17 protein-coding genes and 6 pseudogenes are annotated in these 24,045 nt (G+C 52.5%); 13 read left to right on the top strand and 10 right to left on the bottom strand.

Annotated elements, in window-relative coordinates; genetic code table 11:
* Positions 1-11: 11 nt before the first annotated feature.
* Both JNO11_RS22685 and JNO11_RS22690 read right to left on the bottom strand, forming a co-directional pair.
* Positions 12-1,889, bottom strand: coding sequence for a M48 family metallopeptidase (locus JNO11_RS22685; protein ID WP_325177967.1), 1,878 nt, complete (start codon positions 1,887-1,889; stop codon positions 12-14).
* A 358-nt stretch (positions 1,890-2,247) separates the two neighbouring features.
* Complete coding sequence (locus JNO11_RS22690) at positions 2,248-2,685, bottom strand: DUF2628 domain-containing protein (protein WP_010670648.1); 438 nt, start codon at positions 2,683-2,685, stop codon at positions 2,248-2,250.
* Between the two features lie 401 nt (positions 2,686-3,086).
* On the opposite strand from JNO11_RS22690, the gene JNO11_RS22695 reads away from it, so the two are divergent.
* On the top strand, positions 3,087-3,332 hold the full coding sequence (locus JNO11_RS22695; protein WP_325177968.1) for a hypothetical protein: 246 nt from the start codon (positions 3,087-3,089) through the stop codon (positions 3,330-3,332).
* 127 nt (positions 3,333-3,459) lie between these two features.
* Positions 3,460-4,059, top strand: coding sequence for a hypothetical protein (locus JNO11_RS22700; protein ID WP_033760995.1), 600 nt, complete (start codon positions 3,460-3,462; stop codon positions 4,057-4,059).
* A gap of 243 nt (positions 4,060-4,302) precedes the next feature.
* On the opposite strand, the gene JNO11_RS22705 is transcribed toward JNO11_RS22700, so the two are convergent.
* On the bottom strand, positions 4,303-5,421 hold the full coding sequence (locus JNO11_RS22705) for an ABC transporter ATP-binding protein (RefSeq protein ID WP_325177969.1): 1,119 nt from the start codon (positions 5,419-5,421) through the stop codon (positions 4,303-4,305).
* A 326-nt stretch (positions 5,422-5,747) separates the two neighbouring features.
* Here JNO11_RS22705 and JNO11_RS22710 point away from each other — a divergent pair.
* The 6 genes and pseudogenes from JNO11_RS22710 to JNO11_RS22735 all read left to right on the top strand — a co-directional run bounded on the left by JNO11_RS22710 (position 5,748) and on the right by JNO11_RS22735 (position 13,243).
* Positions 5,748-6,969: pseudogene (locus JNO11_RS22710) on the top strand (extracellular solute-binding protein).
* 41 nt (positions 6,970-7,010) lie between these two features.
* Positions 7,011-8,319: pseudogene (locus JNO11_RS22715) on the top strand (sugar ABC transporter permease).
* 10 nt (positions 8,320-8,329) lie between these two features.
* Positions 8,330-9,181 (top strand): sugar ABC transporter permease, encoded by an 852-nt coding sequence (locus tag JNO11_RS22720; RefSeq protein ID WP_010259151.1) that lies wholly within the window; start codon positions 8,330-8,332, stop codon positions 9,179-9,181.
* 99 nt (positions 9,182-9,280) lie between these two features.
* A pseudogene (locus JNO11_RS22725) lies at positions 9,281-10,378 on the top strand (glycosyl hydrolase 53 family protein); the annotation flags it as partial.
* Positions 10,379-10,419: 41 nt separating this feature from the next.
* A pseudogene (locus JNO11_RS22730) lies at positions 10,420-12,496 on the top strand (beta-galactosidase).
* Positions 12,497-12,918: 422 nt separating this feature from the next.
* Positions 12,919-13,243 (top strand): annotated as a pseudogene (locus JNO11_RS22735) (glucose PTS transporter subunit EIIB).
* A gap of 83 nt (positions 13,244-13,326) precedes the next feature.
* Here the strand turns inward: JNO11_RS22735 and JNO11_RS22740 are convergent.
* Entirely contained in the window at positions 13,327-14,589 is a 1,263-nt protein-coding gene (locus JNO11_RS22740; RefSeq protein WP_157353336.1) for a maltoporin, read from the bottom strand.
* 265 nt (positions 14,590-14,854) lie between these two features.
* On the opposite strand from JNO11_RS22740, the gene JNO11_RS22745 reads away from it, so the two are divergent.
* Both JNO11_RS22745 and JNO11_RS22750 read left to right on the top strand, forming a co-directional pair.
* Complete coding sequence (locus tag JNO11_RS22745; RefSeq protein WP_010259142.1) at positions 14,855-15,925, top strand: LacI family DNA-binding transcriptional regulator; 1,071 nt, start codon at positions 14,855-14,857, stop codon at positions 15,923-15,925.
* Between the two features lie 184 nt (positions 15,926-16,109).
* A complete protein-coding gene (locus JNO11_RS22750) occupies positions 16,110-16,436 on the top strand; it encodes a hypothetical protein (protein WP_010259140.1) in 327 nt (108 codons plus the stop codon).
* 101 nt (positions 16,437-16,537) lie between these two features.
* Here JNO11_RS22750 and JNO11_RS22755 read toward each other — a convergent pair whose 3' ends face one another.
* A complete protein-coding gene (locus tag JNO11_RS22755; protein WP_325177971.1) occupies positions 16,538-17,311 on the bottom strand; it encodes a hypothetical protein in 774 nt (257 codons plus the stop codon).
* Between the two features lie 357 nt (positions 17,312-17,668).
* On the bottom strand, positions 17,669-17,818 hold the full coding sequence (locus JNO11_RS22760; protein ID WP_164973029.1) for a hypothetical protein: 150 nt from the start codon (positions 17,816-17,818) through the stop codon (positions 17,669-17,671).
* Between the two features lie 306 nt (positions 17,819-18,124).
* Between JNO11_RS22760 and JNO11_RS22765 the strand changes: the two genes are divergently transcribed.
* Positions 18,125-19,372 carry a sensor domain-containing diguanylate cyclase gene (locus tag JNO11_RS22765; RefSeq protein WP_010259132.1) on the top strand — a complete coding sequence of 416 codons (1,248 nt, stop codon included), beginning with the start codon at positions 18,125-18,127 and terminating at the stop codon, positions 19,370-19,372.
* 358 nt (positions 19,373-19,730) lie between these two features.
* Here JNO11_RS22765 and JNO11_RS22770 read toward each other — a convergent pair.
* Positions 19,731-20,115, bottom strand: a pseudogene (locus JNO11_RS22770) (helix-turn-helix domain-containing protein).
* 98 nt (positions 20,116-20,213) lie between these two features.
* Here JNO11_RS22770 and JNO11_RS22775 point away from each other — a divergent pair.
* Positions 20,214-20,942, top strand: a complete 729-nt coding sequence (locus JNO11_RS22775; RefSeq protein WP_033761031.1) for a glucose 1-dehydrogenase — start codon at positions 20,214-20,216, stop codon at positions 20,940-20,942.
* A 253-nt stretch (positions 20,943-21,195) separates the two neighbouring features.
* Here JNO11_RS22775 and JNO11_RS22780 read toward each other — a convergent pair whose 3' ends face one another.
* Positions 21,196-21,582 (bottom strand): hypothetical protein, encoded by a 387-nt coding sequence (locus JNO11_RS22780; protein WP_031292508.1) that lies wholly within the window; start codon positions 21,580-21,582, stop codon positions 21,196-21,198.
* A 612-nt stretch (positions 21,583-22,194) separates the two neighbouring features.
* Here JNO11_RS22780 and JNO11_RS22785 point away from each other — a divergent pair.
* Positions 22,195-22,905, top strand: coding sequence for a YnfC family lipoprotein (locus tag JNO11_RS22785; RefSeq protein ID WP_033773736.1), 711 nt, complete (start codon positions 22,195-22,197; stop codon positions 22,903-22,905).
* A 158-nt stretch (positions 22,906-23,063) separates the two neighbouring features.
* Here the strand turns inward: JNO11_RS22785 and JNO11_RS22790 are convergent, their stop codons facing one another.
* A complete protein-coding gene (locus tag JNO11_RS22790; RefSeq protein WP_346267511.1) occupies positions 23,064-23,492 on the bottom strand; it encodes an aspartate/glutamate racemase family protein in 429 nt (142 codons plus the stop codon).
* Positions 23,458-23,796 (bottom strand): hypothetical protein, encoded by a 339-nt coding sequence (locus JNO11_RS22795; protein WP_325177972.1) that lies wholly within the window; start codon positions 23,794-23,796, stop codon positions 23,458-23,460. The genes JNO11_RS22790 and JNO11_RS22795 overlap by 35 nt, the downstream gene beginning before the upstream one ends.
* Between the last annotated feature and the right edge of the window lie 249 nt (positions 23,797-24,045).

Consider the following 24,045-nt stretch of genomic DNA (forward strand, 5'->3'; position numbering starts at 1 on the left):
TGACAAACGGGTTATGCGCTTTGCGTCGCTGCCGCCGTTTCTTCTTTCAACAACGCCCTGACTGTCTGATGACGATGCCAGTAATAGCCGAGGGTGTTTTTAAAGGCTTCAATCTCCTTTTTCAGGCCCGGCAGAGGGATCTCACTGCGTTTTTTTCCCTGCGAGTTTGGCTGCACATGTTGCACGTAGAGCTTATCCCGGCCGAAGCTACGAATGACGTTGATGTTTTTAACGTTATCCCACTCCAGCACTTCGCCGGTTTTCGGCGACACGATGCCCTGCCAGGTGATGACGATCTGCGAGCCATCTTTCAGGGTATAAGGAACATTGGGGAAATGCTTCAGCACCAGCGCGGTTTCCATTTCACCGTCAGGCTGATAGCGCCAGGCCAGGCTCTCTTCATGCACAGAAGAGAAGTCGCGCTCATATTTCTGCCATAACTGCTGTTCAATCTCGTTGGCAACCGGCATCAGATCGACCCAGCTCTGGGCCGGGTAATCGGCGGCGATCGCTGCATAGTCAGCTTCGTTAATCTCATATCCTACGTTGCGCATCCTTTCCGCCAGCGGCGGGTGTGAATCAAACGGATGCGGCACATTCTGCTCACGGATGACGCTGATAAAGTCCGGAGAGGCGACATGTTCAGGCAGACCGGCAGCAATAGCTTTACTGATCCCCAGTTCATTTTCGTGCAGCGTCTGATTATTAAAGAAGTTTCGCTCAACTTCATTCCGGTAGCTGGCATACGCAGATACTTTGATCAGTGATTCGATAATCGCGGCAGGGGAGACCAGCGTTGATGCATTGCGATCCGCGACAAACTCACGTTCACGGCTGTTACGCTGCCACGCCAGTTCAAACAGCATGCGATAAAGATAGAGCGGATAGAAGACGATCAGCGTGGCCACATTCTGACCCATCAGCTGCATATAGAGATCAAACCGATGCAGTTTCGGTCCCAGTAATGCGCCGGAGGCGGTGTCGCCTTCATGCAGGTGGGTCAGCTCATGGACCATCACGCCATCAGCCTGGGCAACAGTGAGCTGACGCAGGAGCGGAATACTGACATAGAGCTTACGGCCGGTGAGCGGATTCCCATTCACGTTCAGCGGAGCTTCGGTCACGTAGAAGTTGGTGTCGATACCCGCAACAATATGATCGGGTGGCGTGGTGCCCACTCTGGCGGCCAGCATATCAATCTGTGACCAGAGTGCCGGTGCCGCTTCGCGGGTCACGACTTCGCCTTCAATACTCTCTTCCGGTGGGAGTTTTTTGAAGATGCCTTTAATCATGTAATACATGCCGGCCAGCACCAGCAGTCCTACTGCCATCACCAGTTTTGGATAGTAGGTTTGTGTAAAGAAGGCGGTGCCCCAGAATGAGAGCCATACCAGCATGCCGCCCTGTACCATGACTTCCAGCGAACAGGCCAGCATCAGGAACTTGCGGGCCAGCGCCAGACTGATAACCTGTCCCTGGCGGCTTTTAAAGGCCAGCGCACTGAACAACAGCACCATCAGCAGGACAGCGCCGCTGCCGATCAGCGTCCAGAATGCCACTTTATCCATCATGTAGAACTGCCACAGTTCGGATTGCGGTTCGCAGACGGCGTTTTTGTAATCCTGCAGATTTTCATCTACCGGGCCGCAGACACTGGAAGGCGGGTTCTGCTGCAGAAACGCCTGTAGTTTGTCCGTATCCTGATGTTGTTCCCGCGCATCGTCCCTGAAGAACTGCGTGTATTGCTGATCAAGTTGTTTGTTGCCATATTCAGCAAAAAACAGGGTAATGACAGGAACGAGAAACAGTGTGAACAGCAGCCAGAAAAATACCTTTAGATAACCCTTTTTCAATTCCGTTAATGTATTCAAAATAGTAACTTCCTGCATGTCTATGAAAGGGAGAAGCTGCTGCTATCAGGAAATTCCGAAAAGAATATCCTGGCCCCGGTTAAACGGTGCGGAAACATTTATGCGAGCTTCACGATATTATAATTATTGCAGAGCGATTATAAGCCAGCCTGAACCCGTTTTGAAAAGGTATAGCCGGATATTTTCGGCGATTTTTTCCTTTTCCGTCAGGTTCTTTTTCTGGCGGCTTCCGGTGGTTCTGCCACGACAGCACTAATTTGAGTTAGTGCTCATCACTTATTCTGTCCGATCTCCTGACCGAGGGCTAATCCCCGCCATCTGTCTGCATCCGATACACCATAATCCTATATTTTACCATCAGAGCGGTGCGAAAAAATTACCAGCGCATCCCTTTGAAGGGATTCCAGCCGTTATCGCCTTTTTTCTCTTTCAGGTAATAACTGTAATTGGTGCTCATGCCGTACAGGGCATTAAAGCCATAGCCCAGGCCAACCTGAAGATACCGTGGAAATTCCATGCCCGCTATCGCTAAGGCGATGATCAAAATAGTATAAACAACTACCATAATTAAAATCAGCATGATGTTCTTCTTCCACAGGCCGAGTACGAACAGATAAATCGGGCCGAAAAGAAAGGCAATTAAATTCATGTTCACTTTTAATTTTTGCCTGAAAGGCAGTTGTTTCAATGCCTGTCTGAAGCCTGGTGTACTGGGAGCACCATGAAGGTCGAAGAAATCAAAGCGGGTCTGCCATTTCGCACTGTACTCTTTAGTTGCGTTTACTTTATTATGATTTTCAATAGGTTGATTCATGGTTGCCTCAATATCCTGCGCAGAAAACTACAGAGACCGACACTGTTTCAGACGGATGACAGCCGCATGAATGGTGCTCATCGACCGCCAGAACAGCGCATACGAATTTTAAAAACAGGGTAGCCGTGTTAATTTGCACGAAAATAATATCGGTACGGTACAAATAGCCATGCTACACCCTGGGTGCGCTATTAGCTGCACGGGTGCCGAATTCAGGTTAAACAACAATATTTGAAAATAAATCCATCAGAATCAGTAATGTGAAACTTGCACAGGCCGGACATCTCCTGTGGTGGATGTAATTGATATTAGCACCAAAGAAAATATCGCCACAATGATAAAAATATGTTAATTTTCAAAAAAAATATTCCTCGTTCCTCACACCTTAGAAGGATATAAAGATGATCGCATGGAGCGGAGTGGGTTTTTTCGTCGCAGTATTAATTTCTGCCGCCTACCTCCTGTGTAAATGGCTGTTAGATATTTATTACTACGACGGTTTCTTTGTCGCCCATCTATGGGCGACAGGGGCTACGCTGATCGTTTCTGCCCTTTTTTTGTGCGGCCTTTGTCTGGGTGCTTCGGCAGGAAAAATGGCTGGACTCCCTTGCACAAGCAACGAAAAGCCAGCCAATGATGGCCCCTGAAAAAACCCACAACTTCTTTTTTATTCCCGTTCTCTACTGGCCGATTATTCTGTTTCTGCTCGGCTCAGGGATCTGTATTTACGACCTGACCCGATAACACCTCACATCACTGATACAGGCCATACTGATGCTGTATCAGCGAAATGGAAATATCATCAATACGAAGGAGTTCATGGTGAAATTAAGAAAATCATTAAACATTATGGGTGCGATCTGCCTGGCAACTGCCATCGGCGGTACTTCTCTGATGGCATCAGCAGCTGAGACAGCACCAGCTGCAAACACGCAGACTCAGACGATCTCTTTGCTGGATGGTAAACAGACGTTCAAACTGCAGGGCTATGAAAAGCAGCCTGTGCCGGGCGGCGGACCAGGCACCATGTATGTGAACAAGCAGGAAAAACGCGTATTGATTATTGGCGAAGAAGAGATTCCATTGATTGCGCGCGGTGGCAGTGACGCTGATTTTCTTGAAGGCGGGAAGTCTATCAAAGACAAGCAGAAGCAGGCTTCACCTTCTTATACGGTGATCAGTGAGAAAACTGAAAATACCAACGGTTTGCCGGTTTATCATATTGAAGCCACCGACAAAATGGGTGGCAACGATGTGCAACAGGCGACGCTGCTGGCGGTCGCCAACAAGAAATTCACCGTTATTCAGGTGATTTCAAACCACAAAGACAAGGCTGGCCACCTGAAAGCAGTAAACAATATCCTCGGTAAGTAAGGCCTTAGTCGATAAGCCCGGTTAGCTGATCGACCCGGATAAGGGGTTGCCGGTGGGGTTCATGAGTTTACTCAGAACACACCTGCAATGCCTTGTCTGAACAATGCTCAGGCTGACGCGTCTGCGCTTCATCACGGCTTGCCCGCAAACCCCTTTCCTGCCTCTTTCTTCAGGCGTTATGCCAGGCCTGAAAACAGAAAAGGCCGTCTCCGGCCTATCGTTAACTTTATGCAAACATCTACTTCAGGCTGCGCGAACCTGCGGCATCGCTATATCCGCGCTGATACGAGCACCTTCAGCATCAAACACCATGCACTGGTGCGGATGGAAGGTGGGGCGCAGCGTCTGATAAGGACGGAAATGCACATCGCCGGGCAGCAGCATCTTGAAGCCGTCGTGGCCGTGGCTCTGACCAAACAGATAGGTGTTGTTGCCAAGTCGCTCGACCACTTCGCAGTGGAAATTGATATTCAGTGGCGCATCGCCGTTGATCTGCAACTGCTCCGGCCGGATACCCAGCGTGATCTCATCACCAGGCTGCAACTGGCGGATGGGCGAGGGGAGCTGCAGCCGATGTTCGCCGTCATTGATCAGGACGACCAGGCCAGCAGGGCCGCACTGCTCCACGCGCGCAGGCAGGAAGTTCATCTTAGGTGAGCCGATAAAACCGGCGACAAAGCGGTTAATCGGGTTGTAATAGAGCGCCATCGGTGAACCCACCTGTTCAACCTTGCCGTAGTTCATGACCACAATCTTATCGGCCAGTGTCATTGCTTCCGTCTGATCGTGCGTCACATAGACCATGGTGGTTTTCAGCTCCTGGTGCAGCTTCGCAATGTGCAGCCGCATATCGACACGCAGCTCCGCATCCAGGTTCGATAAGGGCTCATCAAACATAAACACCCGGGGATTACGCACGATTGCGCGACCAATGGCGACACGCTGACGCTGACCGCCGGAAAGCTGCTTTGGTTTACGATCCAGCAGATGCGCAAGCTGTAGCGTCTTCGCCACCATCTCTACCTGATGCTGAATCTGCGCTTTCGGCACGCCGTTCACCTTCAGTCCGTAACCGATATTTTCCGCCACCGTCATATGCGGGTAAAGCGCATAAGACTGAAACACCATTGCCACTCCGCGGTGCGAGGGTGCGACATCATTCATGACCTCATCACCAATCAAAATCTCACCGTCACTGATCTCTTCCAGCCCGGCGATCAGCCGCAGCAGTGTGGATTTACCGCAGCCTGACGGACCGACGAAGACCGCAAACTCACCGGCCTCAATATCAAGCGCGATATTTTTCAGCGTTTCTGTTTTACCAAAGCGTTTGGTGACGTTTCTCAATCTGATGCTGGACATGCTGATCCTCATGGCAAGGGATTTGGCGGCTGAAATGTATGACGTATAACAGTTTGTCTTTTTTACACGTCAGCCCTGATGGTGCCTGCGCTGACTATATCGCTCCGCCAGAGTGCGCCCTACCGCTGATTTTGATTTCTGTAATAGCGATCACACATTGATGCGAACGGGCTGGAGCGCGGTACGCATTCCGCGTAGCGTATGGCTCAAATGCGATACGTTATTCACACTTCATATGCACAATAATTCCTTGTTCAGCATGTGCCTGAAAAAAGAACATCAGCAAATGACAGCTTAAAATGTCATACCTTCACACGAGGCCAGTAATGAAAATCAAAATCAGCGTTACGCTACTTCTTTCCGCATTGATGCTTAATCAATCCGCCTGGGCCGCTCAGCAACTTACCGTCTGGGAAGACATTAAAAAATCAGACGGCATCAAAACGGCGATCGCCGATTTTCAGAAACAGTTCGGCGTTGAAGTGAAAGTTCAGGAGATGCCGTTTGCACAGCAGATTGAGAAGCTGCGTCTGGATGGCCCGGCGGGTATTGGCCCGGATGTCCTGGTGATCCCTAATGACCAGCTCGGTAGCGCGGTCGTACAGGGATTACTGGCACCGCTGAAAATAGATGCAGCAGAGCAGAGCGCTTACACCCCCCTCAGCAATGGCGGCTTTCACACAGAACAGTGTGGTCTACGGCGTACCCAAAGCGGTGGAAACGCTGGTGCTGATCTACAACAAAGATCTGCTGCCGTCGCCACTGAAAACGCTGGAGGAATACCGTGCCTTCTCCCAGAAGCAGCGTGAGGCGAAGCAGTATGGCCTGCTCGCTAAGTTTGACCAGATTTATTACAGCTGGGGTGTGATGGCTCCGATGGGCTCTTACATCTTTGGCAAAGACGCCAAAGGCGCAATTAACACTCAGGATATCGGTCTGAACACCCCGGGCAGCGTTGAAGCGGTGACTTATCTCAAGCGCTTCTTCAGTGAAGGATTGCTGCCAGGCGGCATCATGGGCGACAACGGCCTCAACGCCATCGATTCGCTGTTTACCGAGAAGAAAGCGGCGGCGGTGATCAATGGGCCGTGGGCATTCCAGCCCTATCAGGCTGCCGGAATCAACTATGGCGTGACACCGCTGCCGCTGCTGCCTAACGGCAAGCCGATGAGCTCCTTCCTGGGCGTCAAAGGCTATGTGGTCTCTACCTGGAGCAAAGATCAGGCGCTGGCGCAGAAGTTCCTCACCTTCATCAACCAGCCGCAGTACGTGAAAGAGCGTTATCAGAAAACCCAGGAGATCCCACCGGTCACCGCGCTGATGAACGATCCGATTATCAAAGATGATGAGAAGGCCAACGCGGTCGCGGTGCAGGCGGCGCGTGCGTCAGCGATGCCAGGCGTGCCGGAAATGCAGGAAGTGTGGGGGCCAGCTAATGCTGCCCTGGAGCTGAGCGTATCCGGCAAGCAGGAGCCAAAAGCGGCACTGGATAATGCAGTGAAGCAGATCACCATGCAGATTGAAGCGATGCAGGCCAGCAACCAGTAATGCAGGTTCACGGGATAACCGTACAGGATAAGGATCAGGGTGTGGCTATATCTTCCGATGAAAATCTGGTGACGGCTAAGCGTCCGCGTCGTCATGCGACCACCGGTGCGCTGTTGGCACTGCTGCCTGGCTTCGGCCAGTTTTACCACCGCCAGTGGGCTAAAGGGCTCTGTTTTCTGATTTTGCTCAGCAGTTTTACCGGCGTCTTCCACGATTTTCTGCGTGAGGGATTCTGGGGGGCTCTATACGCTGGGCGAATCGGTGCCGCGTGATAACTCCATTTTTCTGCTGGCAGAGGGCATTATCAGCGTACTGATTGCCGCCTTCGGCGTGGCGGTCTGGGGAGTGTCAATGCGCGACGCCTGGGTCAATGGCGTTAAGCGCGACAAGGGTCAGCAGCTGAACAGCGTGCGCCAGCAGTATCAGTTACTGCTGCGCGATGGCTTCCCCTATCTGATGATTTCGCCAGGCTTTATTCTGCTGGTGTTTGTAGTGGTGTTTCCGATTCTGTTCGGTTTCGCCATCGCCTTCACCAACTACAACCTCTATCACACGCCACCGGCGAAGCTGGTGGACTGGGTGGGGTTCAAAAACTTCATCAACATTTTTACCCTGTCGATCTGGCGCTCCACCTTCTTTGACGTGCTGCAATGGACGGTGGTCTGGACACTGCTCGCTACCACGCTGCAGTGCACCGTGGGCGTCATGCTGGCGATTCTGGTCAATCAGAAGGACCTGCGCTTCAAGCCGCTGATCCGCACCATCTTTATCCTGCCGTGGGCGGTGCCGGGCTTCGTCACCATTCTGGTCTTCGCCGGAATGTTCAACGACAGCTTTGGGGTGATCAACAACGCTATTCTCGACTTCTTTGGCATTGCACCTAAAGCGTGGATGACCGATCCATTCTGGACCAAAACCGCGCTGATTATGATGCAGACCTGGCTCGGTTTCCCGTTTGTGTTTGCGATGACTACCGGCGTCCTGCAGGCGATCCCTGACGATCTCTATGAGGCGGCGATCATGGACGGTGCCAGCGCCTGGACGCGGCTGAAAACCATCACGCTGCCGCTGGTGCTCTACGCCATTGCGCCGATCATCATCACGCAATACACCTTCAACTTTAATAATTTCAACATCATCTATCTGTTTAACAACGGCGGTCCGGCGGTGGCGGGGTCGAATGCCGGAGGAACCGATATCCTGGTGTCGTGGATCTACAAGCTCACTATGTCGTCGTCGCAATATGCTATCGCCGCCACTATCACCATTTTGCTGTCGATTTTCGTGGTAGGTCTGGCGCTGTGGCAGTTCCGCGCGACCCGGTCGTTTAAACAAGATGAGATGGCGTAAGGAAGTAGTTATGGCGAAGTCCGGCAGTATTAAACGCGAAAGGTGGATACGCCTGTCGCTGACCTGGCTGGTGGTGCTGGCCGTCTCGGCCATCATTATCTATCCGCTGGTCTGGACAGTAGGAGCATCACTGAATGCAGGTAACAGCCTGCTCAGCAGTTCGATCATTCCGGAGAATGCGTCGCTGCAGCACTACCGCGACCTGTTCAATGGCACGGTGCCTTACCTGACGTGGTACTGGAATTCGATGAAAATCAGTTTCCTGACCATGGTGCTGACGTTGATCAGCGTCAGCTGTACCGCCTACGCTTTTTCCCGTTTTCGGTTCAAGGGGCGGCAGAACGGACTAATGCTGTTTCTGTTGTTACAGATGATCCCGCAGTTTTCGGCGCTGATCGCGATTTTCGTGCTGTCGCAGCTGCTGGGGTTGATCAACAGCCATCTGGCGCTGGTGCTGATCTACGTTGGCGGGATGATCCCGATGAACACCTGGCTGATGAAGGGTTATCTCGACTCGATTCCCAAAGATCTGGATGAGTCAGCGCGCATGGACGGTGCGGGCAACTTCCGCATCTTTGTTGAGATCATCATGCCGCTGTCGAAGCCGATCCTGGCGGTAGTGGCGCTGTTCTCCTTCACCGGCCCGCTGGGTGATTTCATCCTCTCCAGCACCATTCTGCGAACGCCAGAGCAGTTCACGCTGCCGATTGGCCTCTATAACCTGGTGTCGCAAAAAATGGGCGCCAGCTACACCACCTATGCAGCCGGTGCCGTGCTGATCGCCGTGCCGGTGGCGGTGTTCTATCTGGCCCTGCAGAAATACTTCGTTTCTGGCCTGGCCTCAGGCAGTACTAAAGGATAAATCATGACGCCAAAAACATTGATTCTCGCCCTGGCACTGGCCTGGGCGACACCGCTGCTCGCCGCCGATCAGCCTGTCATCGGCTCTGCCGGGCCGTGGCCAGCCGATTTTATCAAAGGTGCGGATATCTCATCGCTGGCTGAACTGGAGAAGCAGGGTGCGAAATTCTACAACGCAGATAACCAGCAGCAGGATGCCATCGCCATCCTGAAAGCCAGCGGCATCAACACCATACGGCTGCGGTTGTGGGTGGATCCCCGCGACGGCAGCGGTCAGACCTACGGTGGTGGCGGCAACGATCTGACGACCACGCTGGCGCTGGCGAAGCGCGTAAAAGCGGCGGGCCTGAAGCTACTGCTGGATATCCACTACAGCGACTTCTGGACAGACCCAGGCAAGCAGTTCAAGCCCAAAGCCTGGCAGTCGCTGCCTTTTCCGCAGCTGGAAACCCAGGTTCATGACTATACCCGCGACACCATCGCCCGTTTCAAAGCGGACGGTGTGATGCCGGATATCGTGCAGATTGGCAATGAACTTAACGGTGGCATGCTCTGGCCGGAAGGCAAAAGCTGGGGCCAGAACGGCGGTGAGTTTGATCGGCTGGCCGGTCTGCTGAAAGCCGGGATCAGCGGGGTGCGTGAGAATCTCAGCGACCCGCATCAGGTGAAGATCATGCTGCACCTGGCTGAGGGCACAAAGAACGACATGTTCCGCTGGTGGTTCGACGAGATCGTTAAGCGTGATGTGCCATTCGATGTGATTGGCCTGTCGATGTACACCTACTGGAACGGCCCCATCAGCGCCCTGAAAGCCAACATGGATGATATCTCCCGGCGCTATGACAAAGACGTGATGGTGGTGGAAGCGGCCTACGGCTACACGCTGGAAAACTGCGATAGCGCGGAGAACAGTTTCCAGGCCAAAGAGGAGCAGGCGGGCGGCTATCCCGGCAGCGTAGCAGGCCAGGCGGCTTATCTGCACGTTCTGATCAAAGCGGTGCTGGCGGTGCCGGACCATCGCGGCAAGGGCGTGGTCTACTGGGAACCGGCGTGGATCCCTGCGCCCGGCAATACCTGGGCGACGCCCGCTGGCATGAAATATATCCACGACGAATGGAAACAGGGTAACGCCCGCGAAAACCAGGCGCTGTTTGACTGTCACGGCAAGGCGCTGCCTTCGCTGCAGGTTTTTCATTAACCATTAGCGCAAATGCTGATGTCTACCTCTGAGGAACAGGTATGAATAAATTTCCCCCGCTCAGCGCCCGGGTTAACCGGCTGCTGCATGGTGCTGACTACAATCCGGAACAGTGGGCGCACCAGCCGGGCATTATTGATGACGACGTCATGATGATGAAGCAGGCGAACTGCAACGTTATGTCGGTGGGTATTTTCAGCTGGGCGAAGCTGGAGCCGGAAGAGGGGCGCTATGAATTTGGCTGGCTGGATGAGGTGATTGATACGCTCTGGCTGCAGGGGATATCCGTGTTTCTTGCTACCCCGAGCGGGGCCAGACCAGCCTGGATGTCGCAGGCGTATCCGGAGGTACTGCGTGTGGGGCGCGATCGCGTGCCGGCCCTGCATGGTGGCCGTCATAACCACTGCATGACCTCGCCGGTGTATCGCCAGAAAGTGCAGGCGATGAACAGCCGGCTGGCGGCGCGCTATGCGCATCATCCGGCGGTGCTCGGCTGGCATATTTCCAATGAGTATGGCGGAGAATGTCATTGCGATCGCTGTCAGCAGGCGTTTCGCGGCTGGTTGCAGCGCCGTTATGAGACGCTGGAGAACCTGAATCTCGCCTGGTGGAGTGATTTCTGGAGCCATACCTACAGCGACTGGTCACAGATTGTGTCGCCAGCGCCACAGGGTGAGATGTCGATTCACGGTCTGAATCTGGACTGGCGGCGGTTTATGACCGATCAGGTTACTGATTTCTGTCGTGAGGAGATTAAACCGCTGAAGCAGGCCAATCCCGATCTGCCTGCGACCACCAATTTTATGGAATATTTCTACGACTACGATTACTGGAAGCTGGCACCGGTGCTCGATTTTATCTCATGGGATAGCTACCCGATGTGGCATAACGAGAAGGATGAGACCACGCTCGCCTGTTATACCGCGATGTACCACGATTTGATGCGCACACTGAAGCAGGGCAAGCCTTTCGTGTTGATGGAGTCGACGCCGAGCGCCACCAACTGGCAGCCGACCAGCAAGCTGAAGAAGCCGGGGATGCATATTCTGTCGTCACTGCAGGCGGTGGCCCATGGTGCGGACGCGGTGCAATATTTTCAGTGGCGCAAGAGCCGGGGTTCGGTCGAGAAGTTTCATGGCGCAGTAGTCGATCATGTGGGTCATCTTGATACGCGCACCGGTCGTGAGGTGAGTGAGCTGGGCCGGATGCTGGCCGCAATGACGCCGGTGATGGGCAGCCGGGTTGAGGCGCGGGTGGCGATTATTTTCGACTGGGAGAGTCGCTGGGCGATGGATAATGCGCAGGGGCCGCGCAATCTCGGACTGCATTATGAGCGCACAGTGAACGAGCACTATCGTGCTTTCTGGGAGCAGGGCGTGGCGGTGGATGTGATTAACGGCGACTGCGATCTCAGTGGTTACGATCTGGTGATTGCGCCGATGCTGTATATGGTGCGGGATGGTTTTGCGGCGCGGGTGGAGCAGCATCTTGAGCGGGGCGGGCATTTCGTTGCCAGCTACTGGAGCGGCATCGTGAATGAGAGCGATCTGTGTTATCCCGGTGGCTTCCCGGGGCCGTTGCGGCCGTTGCTTGGCATCTGGTCAGAAGAGATCGATAGTCTGACTGATGAGGAATTCAATGGCGTACGCGGGGTGCGCGGCAATGAGCTGGGTCTGAGCGGGCCTTATCAGGCGCGAGAGCTTTGCGAGCATATTCATCTGGAAGGGGCAACGGCGCTGGCCAGCTATGAGAGCGATTTTTATGCCGGTACCCCGGCGGTGACGGTGAATCGCGTAGGTCAGGGCAAAGCCTGGTATATCGCGTCGCGTAATGATCTGTCGTTCCAGCGGGATTTTTATGGTGCGTTGATTAAGCAGCTGGCGTTGCCACGCGCGCTGGCGATTGATCTGCCTCCGGGCGTGGTCGTTCAGCGGCGCACTGATGGCGAACAGGCGTTTCTTTTTGTGCAGAATTTTACCGGTCAGGTGCAGCAGCTGTCGTTGCCTGCTGGGCTCAGCGATTTGATCGATGGCTCGGTTGTGGGGGGAATCGCTGGTGCTGGCGCCGTGGGGATGTCGCGTTCTGAGTGTGCCGCTAACTGAAGGCGCAACCCTTTGACGTTAGTTTAATGCCGTTTGCTGGCAGGTTTAGCATCGGCTCAGGGGGCCAGTACCTTCCGCAAAGACGCAAAAGATGGCATCCCTGCCAGCTCAACACGGGCAATTACGCACCTCATCCCTGAGGTGCGCCCGTTCCCGGGCCAACGCGTTGCGTTGTTCAAAAACGCTCCCGGCGTTTTTGTCCCTGGCCCGTGATGCTTTGCTACAGGTACTGGCCCCCATCGCTTTGCGCATGGGAGTTATCTGTTGGAAGTTTTGGACCGGCTTTAATTGCGGACTTTGTGGCGGAGGAATAGGGTTTGAGGGCAGGAAGAGTGTATTTTCTGTGAGTGCCCTGAAGCCATTCCCCCCTCGTTTTCGTTTATCAGTCGTGAGTGGCGGGCAGCAGCCCGCCTTTTTTATTATCTGGAGGAGAACAACATGGTGAGTCTGAAATCGTTTAAGCAATATTTCAGTCGGCAGCCGCTGACGGCGGAAGAGGTTGAGATAGACAGTGCGCTGCTGGAGCGTCTTGTAGAGTGCTTCGGCGGGCGTGAAAATATTCAGCAGGTGGACGCCTGTTTAACCCGGCTGCGGGTGAAAGTGACATCGCTGAGGGCGGTAGATACGGCAGGATTACAGAAGGCGGGGGGCGATTGGCGTGGTGATTCTGGGGCAGGAAGTTCATGCCATCTTTGGTACGCAATCCGACCAGCTGCGTCAGTTGCTGGAAGCCCGATTCTTCAAGCCGCTTCAGCCGGAGTAAAAAAAATGGATAACCGTCGCTGGTTATCCAAATAAGCCCCTGCATAAGAGCTTAACAATGATCACAATGAGGAGACTGCTTGGTTACCACCAGGCTTCGACCTGTACGCCGAAGTTCCAGGTGTTGTTACTGGTGTTGTCCTGGAAACTGTGTCCGTCTTCTGAGTCATTCAGGTAAGAGGCAAACAGACGCAGTTCCGGGCGTGACATAAATTCGGGACCGGCTGCAAGACCCAGCGCCAGCGTATATTTCTGACCCGCCTGTTTATAGTCACTGCCCACTTTGTTCTCATCTTTCTGCCAGAAACTACCCACTTCGCCGATGCCGCGGACATACTGCGTGAACTGATACTGACCACGACCCACCAGCGACAGCAGGGTGCTTTTGCTGGTCTGCGCGGTGACGTCATCCGCTGAACCCCAGGTAAAGACCTGATTCAGGGAGAACTTGTCGGTGATCGGCAGCAGGCCGGTATTGATTACGCGGTAGCCGGTGGCATTGCGGGTATCGTTCCACATGTCATACCAGCCGCCGCCCTGTGAAATCATATTTTGTGCCAGGCCTTTATTGGCGTACTGGAATACCAGTTTCTGATAGCCGCCCCACATATCCTGACTGATTTCACTGGTGAGCATAACGCCGTTTTCCGCATCATACAGGCCACCATACTCTTCCTGCTTTTTGGTGGTGTTCGGCATGGCGTAATCAATACCAAACTCGGTCCAGGCGCCGCTCCACGGTTTCCAGCCAGCATACCGAAGATCGAGGTAGTTAATGTTGACGTCGTTATCGCCATCCACCCTGTAATCGACGTCATTGGCATCGCCACGGATCCAGGCAAAGGAGATCGCGCCCGGGCCCAGAGTGTAATTTTCGATACCCGCACCGGAGCCGGAGATATTCCAGTATTTGGTATCAATGATGTGCAAATCGTGACGCTGATAGTAACGTTTACCGCCCCAGATCACCGCATTCTTGTCACCCGGCACCAGCCCTTTGATCTGCAGATTAAGCTGACGCAAACCAAACTGCGCATCGTCACCGAAGGTGGTTTCGTTATCGTTAGAACCGTCGGAGAACATGCTGACCATGGTGTCGACGTAAAAACTGACGTCATCCTTTTTGTAGACTTCGCTGCCCAGCTCAACCTCGCCGTAGGTGTCGGCTTCATTGCCGAGACGGCCAATCTTGTTCTTTTGATACTCTTCAATACCGCCATCCTGCGATACGCCAACGCCACCACGCAGATAGCCATGGAAATCAATGTTGTCGATAGCAGCATAGAGCGTCGGGGAGGTCAGGGCCGCAGCAAGCGCCACAGCAGCAGTACGTAACCTTGTTTCCATGTTATCCTCAATTTTATTTGTAATACGTTCACATGACAGCGGCAGTTAACGCTTTTTGTCAGATGAGTGACAAACAAAATCGCGATAATGTGTGATGCAGTGCAAATAAAGTGGCGGTATTTGTAACGATTAGTGAATCAGATCACCAAATCTCGTGATGTGAAGGTATGACTTTTACTTTTTATTTGCGCAATGTGACTGCGGTAACCTGGCTTATTCGGCTGCTGTGATACCATTCCGCCATCGGTAATCAGGGATGCGAATTATGAAATCAAAAAATGCCACCTTAGAGGATGTCGCCCGCCATGCTGGCGTCTCTTACCAGACGGTTTCGCGGGTTTTGAATAAGTCGGCAAACGTCTCAGAATCAACGCGGCGCAAGGTGGAGCACTCTATTGAGACCCTGCGCTACGTGCCAAACAGACTGGCGCAACAGCTGGTGGGTAAGCAGAGCACAACGCTGGGTCTGGTGACCACATCGCTGGCGTTGCATGCTCCCTCGCAGGTGGCCGCTGCGGTTAAACGATATGCCAATGCCGCTGACTATCAGGTGCTGATCGCCATGATTGATGAGAACGTCAATCAAAGTCTGCAGAACTGTATCAATGAGCTGAAGTCGCAGCGCGTGGATAAGGTGATTATCAACGTCCCGCTGGAAAGCAGTGATGCGGAGCAGATCGTGCAGGAGAACGACGATATCCTGTGCCTGTTTCTTGATGTTGATCCCTACAGTGCGGTGTTTAACGTTTCTTTTAACCCGGCTGACGGCACCCGTGCCAGTGTCAAATATCTCTATGAGCAGGGGCATCGGGAATTTGCTCTGCTGGCCGGGCCAGAGGAGTCGGTTTCTGCCAATCTGCGGTTAAAGAGCTGGCTGGATACGCTGGAGAGCTATCGTCTGAAGCCGGTCAGCGTCAGCCACGGTAACTGGGATGCGCAAAGTGGTTACAACGGCGTGCTGCAACTGCTGCGTGAAGCGCCGGAGTTCAGCGCGCTGCTGGTGGGAAATGATCAGATGGCACTGGGTGTGCTGAGCGCGCTGCATCAGCGCGGTGTAGCGGTGCCGGGGCAGATTTCGGTGATTGGCTACGATGACACCTATGAAAGTGCCTTCTTCCATCCGGCGCTGACCACGGTGTCGCTCGATCTTGATTTACAGGGCAAAGAGGCGGTCGCGCGTCTGTTGTTAGCCAGTGAGCAGGATGAGCAGCGTTCCTCTTCAATCCTTCCGGCAAAACTGGTGGTACGCAGCTCGACGGGTATCGCCGGTCAGCAGCAACGGGATTTGAAGCAGATTGCTGAGCAGCTGCGGCTGCTCGCCAGTCGCCTTGAGTAGCAGAACACCGTAAGCAGATAAAAAAAGCATAAGAACGCGCCGCTGCTATGCTCAGATCAGGATAACGATTCTGCACGTCGGAAAATTATCCGATCACTAAATCGGTCAGTGAACGGGCATTCTGCTTCGCGGTAATGCAGCCGACACGTTCAGCCCGGTTTCTCTACTCTCAGGGAGTGACATTATGCTGTGGCTTGAACAGGGGCTTTACCTCAGGATTGAAGAGTTAGCGCATGGCCCCAGGCCACTGCCGCTTTCCAGCGGTTTTACCCCGCAGACGGCTTATCGCGCGCTGGGCTGTTTTAACCCCTCTGAAACATCAGATGCTTACTACATCCTTTCAAATGACCGCGATGAAATATGGTTCATCTGTAACCGTCATCTGAGAACCGTTTTCCTTGATGCCAGCAACACGGCTTTTCGGGTGAAAATGCAGGAGCCAGCAGAGAGTCTGCCGGTACTCTCTGCTGCACCCGATGGTCAAATCGTCTCCTTTGAGCGCTCTGTCTGATGTAGCCTGTTACGCATCAGATAATAAAAAAAGCCGCCATCGCTGGCGGCCCTGATTACGTTTAAGTCGATGCGTTATCTGTAAATCTGCCAGTGATGTTTTTAACTCGCCGTGGCGGTCTTCATTGCCGGGCGCTGGGGCAGTATCACCAGAAGAGCGATGATGATTAGCGCCAGCGTTAGCGAGGCACCGTAGCGGCTTAGCGCGAGTCCGCCTGAGGCAAGGGGTTTGTCCAGAAAGTCGCCGACCACGGCACCCAGTGGTCGGGTCAGGATAAATGCCGCCCAGAAGAGCCCCGTACGCGAAAGTGATGTAAAGCGACTGGCCGCCCAGATGATTGCCAGCGCGCCAACAAATAGCAGTATCCCGCCATCGTAGCCCAGCCCTTCAGTGTCTGCCGTCCAGTCACCTAAGGCCGTGCCCAGGGTTTGTGAAAACATAATAGTGACCCAGTAAAAACTCTCTGTGACGCCGTTGTTCACCGAACTGACCGCGACTGTACCGCAGGTGATTTTCCACAGGAAAAGCGAGAGGATAAGCAGGGTGCTCAGCAGCAAGGTGCCCCCTAAATATCCTATGCCCAGTGAGCGATCGGCAAAGTCTGCCATCGTCGTGCCGACGGTGGTTGTGGCCACCACGGTGAACCAGTAAATCCATTTGTTGAAACTGTGGCGATTTATCTGCACCACCACCGCGATCAGAAAGATGATGGCGAAAATCAATGTCCCGGTCAGGTAACCGAGATTCATCGATATGGTCACCGCATCGCCGCCGGTTTCACCCAGGGTAGTCGCAGCGATTTTGGTTAACCAGAAAGCCGCGGTAACGGCCGGAACTTTACTGAGAGCGTGAGAAGCTGTGTTGTTATTTTGCATAGGGTGATACTCCGGAACAGCCCAACATGGGCTAATACAGAGACGATGTTATAAGATTAATCTTAAGAAAAGGTTAAGCTAAAGAAAACTATAACAGGCATTTTGATCACAGCTTGTCACTCACTAAACCGGCATTTACCCTTTGATTTAATGTAATATTTGCTCTGTCGGAGTGCAGTGTTTGGGCTGTTTTCCCTGTTAACCTATAAGAATTAATTCTGAGTTACTCTGTTTTCTTCTTAATTTTCAGGCGATGCAAAGAGTGATAGCCCGGCGGCTTAATCAGGCGAAAATTGAAGGAAAATAGCATCAGGGCGTGCGAGCCATGCCGGGGCAGTATTGCCCTGATAATCAGCATCAGGACAGAGTGGATGGCGTGGCAACCCCGACAATCTGGCGTACCAGCTTATCGAGGCCGTTCTGATCCACTACTGCCGCTACAATATTCAAGCCATGGCGCGCAAGTTCCAGCGCGGTGGCCGCGCCAATCAACTGCGAAATAATCATACCCCAGCGCTTTTGGCAGAGGTGGCATCATTAAAGATTCTGGCCCGATCGGCCGATAAACACCGGCTCGTACTTCTGACACTGAATCCCGGGTTCGCTCACTCTTGTGCGGGCAGGGCGGCACCTCAGCAGCTGCAGACGGATAAGCGCAGCGTCAGCCGCCGTCAATGGCGGGTATTCTCGCAATGGTGAACCTGTCTCCGGATCCTCCTTCAGCTACAGGCGGACATTAACGGTTATAATCAGGTCTGTAGCGACGAGTATTGAGCCTGTTTAATATCGTCAGCTACGTCGGAGTCGGCCGCCATGAACACAATGATCAAACCCTCTTTCACCGCTGTCTGGTCTACAGATGCCCAGGGTATCTGCGTCGCCAGTCAGGAAAGCCCTGCTGGTCTGATGCCTGAACTGAAGGGTGTGACGCTGAGTTCATGGCTGAGACTGGCACAGGCCGACGACGATGCAAAGATCGCGCTGCAACTGACCGCAGCACTTGATTTCCTGACGCCTTTTCATATTGAAGTGCCAATCCATTGTCTGGATGGCAAGACGCGTCGGGTTATTGTGTCTGGCCTGCCGGATCGCCAGCCTGGCACGTCCCGTCTGCAGTATAACGGCTTCATTCTTGATGTGACCGGACAGCGTAAAGCGCTGGAAGATGCGCTACGCACGGCGGCAGAATATCGTCTGTTAATTGAAAACAGCACCGATCTGATTGCCCATTGCGACGCGGATGGCCGGTACGTTTCAATCTCGCCCTCTTATAGCGAAATGATTGGCTGGACAGCCGAAGAAGTTGTCGGTCAGCTGGTGGTCGATTTCCTGCATCCCGATGACCGCGGCCCCGCCTCTGAAGCTCTGGCCTGCATCTTCAACGGGGGAGTGCTGCCGGACGTCGTTGAGGTGCGCAAGCTGCATCGTGACGGCCACTACATCATTCTGGGCACCAAAGCCTGTGGCGTCATCAATCCCTCTACCGGCAAAAATATCGGTGCAGTTCTGGTGTCGCGCGACATTACGCGAGACAAAGAGAGGATGCGCAATCTGGAGAAGCTGGCAACGCTGGATACGCTGACCGGGCTGCATAATCGTACCTGGATCAACGACCAGGTCGGGCGCATGCTGGCGAAGGTGGATGATGAGGCCTATACGACGGTGATGTTTATCGATCTGAATGGCTTTAAGGCGGTGAACGATTTGATGGGCCACGCGACAGGGGATGCCTTGCTGCAGCAGGTCAGTGAACGGTTGCAACGCTGTATGCGTCCGGGCGACTCACTGGCGCGATTGGGCGGAGATGAATTTGTTGTGGCGGCAAAGTGCAGAAATCGCGATACAGCCGCTGCCATTGCCCTGCGTATTATTGAAAGTCTGCACGCGCCATTCGCCATTGATAATATGGACGTGCGCATTGGCGCGGCTATCGGTATCAGCCTTGCCCGCTTCGGGACGGCATCGGCCAAAATATTATTCGAAAACGCGGATAAAGCGATGTACCAGGCCAAAGCCCGACGTGATGGGTCGTATCAGTTTTTTGAGTCAGAAGAGCCTTAGTCGATGCATATGATTGCTGGTATGACCTTCCGGATTTGAAGGTAATGGATCTTACGTTTAACGCTTTGCCGCCTGTTCCCGCAAGGATACATTTCCTGAACGCCTGATTAACCCGCCTAATATTCTGAAACCGCGCGCCACAGCAGAAAGATTTTCTGTTTCAGGCTCAAAAAGAAGTCTGTTGCTGATGACCAACATCTATGTGCGAGACAGGCTACTGAATTCCCTCAAACGTCTGTGATGAATTGGCCTGAGTGACTTTACGGATCTCCGCTTACGGTAACTCATTATTCCTGCTGGAATCATCTGGTCATTAACCTGACGCTATCGACATGCAGGAACGCCACCCGGGCGGAGTTCATACAGACTCATCGATATCCCGTCCATAATCATAAACCGTCTGCGCCTGTTCCATCGCTCCCCCCATGTTGCTTTGCCCAGCTCACCAGCGCGATAAAAGGATCCTGCAACGTTCGGCCCAGCGGCGTAATCGCATATTCCACCGCCACAGGGGAGGAGGCAATCACGTGGCGGCTCACTAATCCGTTGCGTTCCAATCGTCGTAATGCCTCCGTCAGAGACTTATGTGTGATGGGGTCGAGCCTGCGCTTGATGGCGTTAAAACGTGAGGGCTGGGAGCACAACACGGTCAGGATCAGTACTGACCACTTGTTTGCCACCTGTTCCAGGATAGGGCGCGTGCTGTTGATCTCGGCCAGCACTACGGTGATATCAGTGGTCATTTGGTTTCCTTGAGGATATCTGGTGTACATCAGGTGCGTAATTGACACTAAATATAATAAATATACCATCAGGTGTCTAACCCCTATCCGGAGTGGTAATGATGAAACTAAGTGGAAAGATCGCCCTGGTCACCGGTGGTAGTAGCGGTATTGGCCTCGCTGTTGCTCGCCGTTTTGTTCAGGAAGGCGCACGGGTTTTTATAACGGGTCGACGTGAAGCACAGCTGGCAGAGGCTGTAGCGCGGATTGGCGGTGAGGTCGAGGCGATTGCGGGTGACATCACCCACACAAGCGACCTTGAGCGTCTGTTTGAAACCCTCAATGCCAGGGCTGGCAGACTTGATATCCTCGTCAACTCGTCTGGCGTGTCAGAACCTGCGAGCCTGGAAGAGACCACGGAGGAGCACCTTGATCGCATCTTTGATCTGAATGTGCGTGCCATGGTGTTGACGGTGCAGCACGCGGTACGGCTCATGGGGGAGGGCAGCAGCATCGTGCTGGTGGGGTCGATCGCGGGAAGCATTGCTAATCCTGGCTATGCTGCCTATTCCGCCAGCAAGGCAGCGGTGCGATCCTATGCCCGCACCTGGAACAGCGAGCTGGCACCGCGTGGCATCAGAGTTAATACACTCAGTCCTGGCCCAACTGATACACCGATGTTTAGCCAGGCCAGCGATGAAGTCAGGCAGACACTCAGCGAACGGATCCCGGCAAAGCGGCTGGGTAATCCTGATGAAGTAGCGGCTGCGGCCCTGTTTCTGGCCTCCGATGAAAGCAGTTACGTCAGCGGCACCGAACTGGTGATTGATGGCGGCATGACTGCATAGGGGATTAGCGGCGGACGTTGCGGGGTTGCTCGATGGCATGGCGGGGAGGCTTTTGACTCATTGAGAAGCTCTCCCCATGCTATTCCAGCTAAGAACATTTCTAAGACTGGTATTTTATTCCTGGATTTGTTCTGGTCCCCCCTTTATTGTTCAGACTCAGAAGTAACTTCGTAGCGTAAAATTATATTGCGTCAGTTCATTATTTCTGTTGGTTTTTCACTTTCAGGAGACCAAAATTTAGTACTCATTGTATTCATTGTGAGGCAGAACGTCGGTCCATGATTTCTTTCACGTAATGCTCAATAACAATGTGATGTTCATGGCTTATCTGAGAAATGAATGTTTGCAGGAAATCGGGTGTTGAGTGAAGGGTGTTCGTGACCAGTTTATCGAAGTCTTTCTGGGTAAAGCGGTCATAGCCTTTTAGCGTCGAACGCTGGAGCAAGGTATGCGCAGTAATTTCGAGCACGGCACGTCTGTAATCATCGGAAAGCAGAATATCCAGATCGTGCCGGCTGATCTCAAAAGCAAATTCATAGCTGATAAAACCAGAATCGACAGGCAATGAGTAGGTCAGTTTACCTTCCTCCTGTGTCACATGAGGTTCGTATCCGTCACCCATGAGGTGAACTGATTGCATATTAATCTCCTGCTCTTTCAGCCCTGGGTTGTTACTTCAAAAGTTTAAAACCACCGAAATCGATATTATTCCGCTTCTGACGACGAGCGCAAATACTCACAATATCAGATCGTTCGATAGCGGAAGTTCCCGGTTGTTCACCTGTTCACTAACGGCAAAACTGACAAAGTGGTATGCCTGTTACGGAGAGTCATGTCAACCGTGAGCAGTGAGCTAAAGTTTTCCAGGTGACTTTATGAGCCGGTCGCCTCTCCCCGCTGGTTTTCTTGTCTGCCACGGATAAGCGCTTTCAGGCTGACCCGCCAGTGCCAGCAATAAATTCTCCTGATTAAATCCTGCGCAGAACTGCATGCAAATCGGCAGTCTATGGGAAGAAAGGAAGCCCAGAGGAACAGACATCGCGGGGGGTTACGCACACGTTCGCCAGCGCAGTAAACGGTGACTGATTGAAAACGTGATGTTAGCGCATCGACTGGCTGCTTTGAGCGAGGAGCGGTCGCTTAAATTGTGACATGGAGGCATCTCGATTATTCGTGTCTTTACGCATAGAATTTGATAACTTGAGTTGCCCCACCACCTTAGAGTGCGATCCTACTAATAAAGGAATAAATAATGAAAGCAAGGTTGCTTTTAAGTCTATTACTTTTGGCAATGTCATTTAATGTCGCTGCATTTACTCAATTCAAACCAGCAGTCTTAAATGCTGCTCTTTTGTTCGAGCATGATGCAACTACCGGGAACGTAAAACATAGCCTCCAGTGGATCCGAGATATTTACGGTAAACTTCAGGCGATGACAGAAGTTAGATACGATCGTAACGGGTGCTTTACTAATATCAACATGGTTGATAAGGCAAATGGCCATGAATTCCATTTGGTAAACAAAGATGGTGTACTGACCTCTTTTAAAGGTCAGAGTATTACCGGAAAAATCAATGAACGCTGCGAAATCACTGAGCTTGAGAATGAAAAAGGCAATTATGTACTCAGCTATAATGTGCGCGGATTGCTTGAAACAATCGCGGACAAAGATACGGGCGAAGTTGTAAAGCGATATGAATATCACAATAGCCAATTTCCTGTGCGTATAAGAAACTATAAAGATCGGAAGGACACGCGTATCTTTTATCCATCCGGAAGTGCGCAATTTGTTGACTCAGAGAGCGTATCAAAAACAGGGGACTTAATTGTCCGACTGAAGCAAAGCTGTGCTTACACCGCTGATGGTAATGCAGATAAATGCTCGCTGATCGCCTCCACTAAAGACGACTATCGTAGCTCAATCTTGATATGGATCTCTAATCACGAAACGGAATATTTCTGAATCTATTAAAAATATCAAAGCCAACGTAACCTCTCCCGAGAGATTGTCCTGCTTCCTAATTTTTAATGCCATTGAAATATTATCAATGTCCGCTCCTAGCACGAAGCGGACAAGCTAACTGAGCTAGAGGCCGCTATGAGCGAGGAGCGGACATCAGGTTAGCCGGTATTATGGGTGCCGCCTGTAATTTTCCCGGACATACGTCTGTAGTTTTTAATGGTCGCACTGGAAAGGCTTGCTGCCGTATCTACGATGACAAAGCTGAAAGTGTTTTCAGTTATCAGGGGACTAAGATCTGTACAGGCAATAAGAAGAGCCTCCACATTAAGATTTGCCACTACAGACATTAAATTCATCCACTCTGCCTGTACACCGGAGTCATGAAAACCTTTCGTTTTAATCCGTCCAATTAGCGATGTGGTCATCTCACGAAGCAGAGGTGGATCAATAATCTCTTTGCCAGAAGCTTCTATCCGCGCCTGATAAAAACCCGCTTCCAGTGTAGGTTCCGTAGCCAGTACAGCAATCCTGGTTGCCTCTGCAGGCAGTGACTCAAGTGCAATGTCTGCGATATGCAGAAGTGGGATACCGGGAGCTCACCGCCTTCATTTCGGCAAAGTAGCAGTGCGCAAGATTACAGGGAACAGCTATCAGACTCACTTTGGCCCTGACGAGTTCGGTAATACCCTGCTGCAGGGTTGCGATCATCGCATTATCATCAACTTTCTTGCCAGGCCAGAAAGGTGTCGGCAACGAGATAATATGCATTTTAGGAAAATCCATATCATATTTCGCTCCGTACCCGATGTAACAGTCTGTTACCAGCATATCAACGAAGGGGGCTGTGGAGCGGGGTCCCATTCCTGCAAGCACACCTATAGAAAAAGTCATTGTCAGTGCATCCTTTTAAGATCTTCTTTCCGCTTAACAAATTATCGCTAAGTTGCCTGCAAAATTACAGACGAACGGAATGAACATGCCGGAGGTCACTCAGAAAGGTGCAGGTGAACTGCCGCAATTGATCAACACATCATGATGCGGAGAGAGCAGGCTTCAGGCACAAAGCGGACCTACGCTCCGGAAGGTCCGCTATGAGCGAAAAGCGGGCATTCATAACACAGCCTTTTTTTGACGCGAGAA

It is taken from the genome of Pantoea sp. 1B4 (assembly GCF_016925765.1).
Lineage (GTDB): Bacteria > Pseudomonadota > Gammaproteobacteria > Enterobacterales > Enterobacteriaceae > Pantoea > Pantoea agglomerans.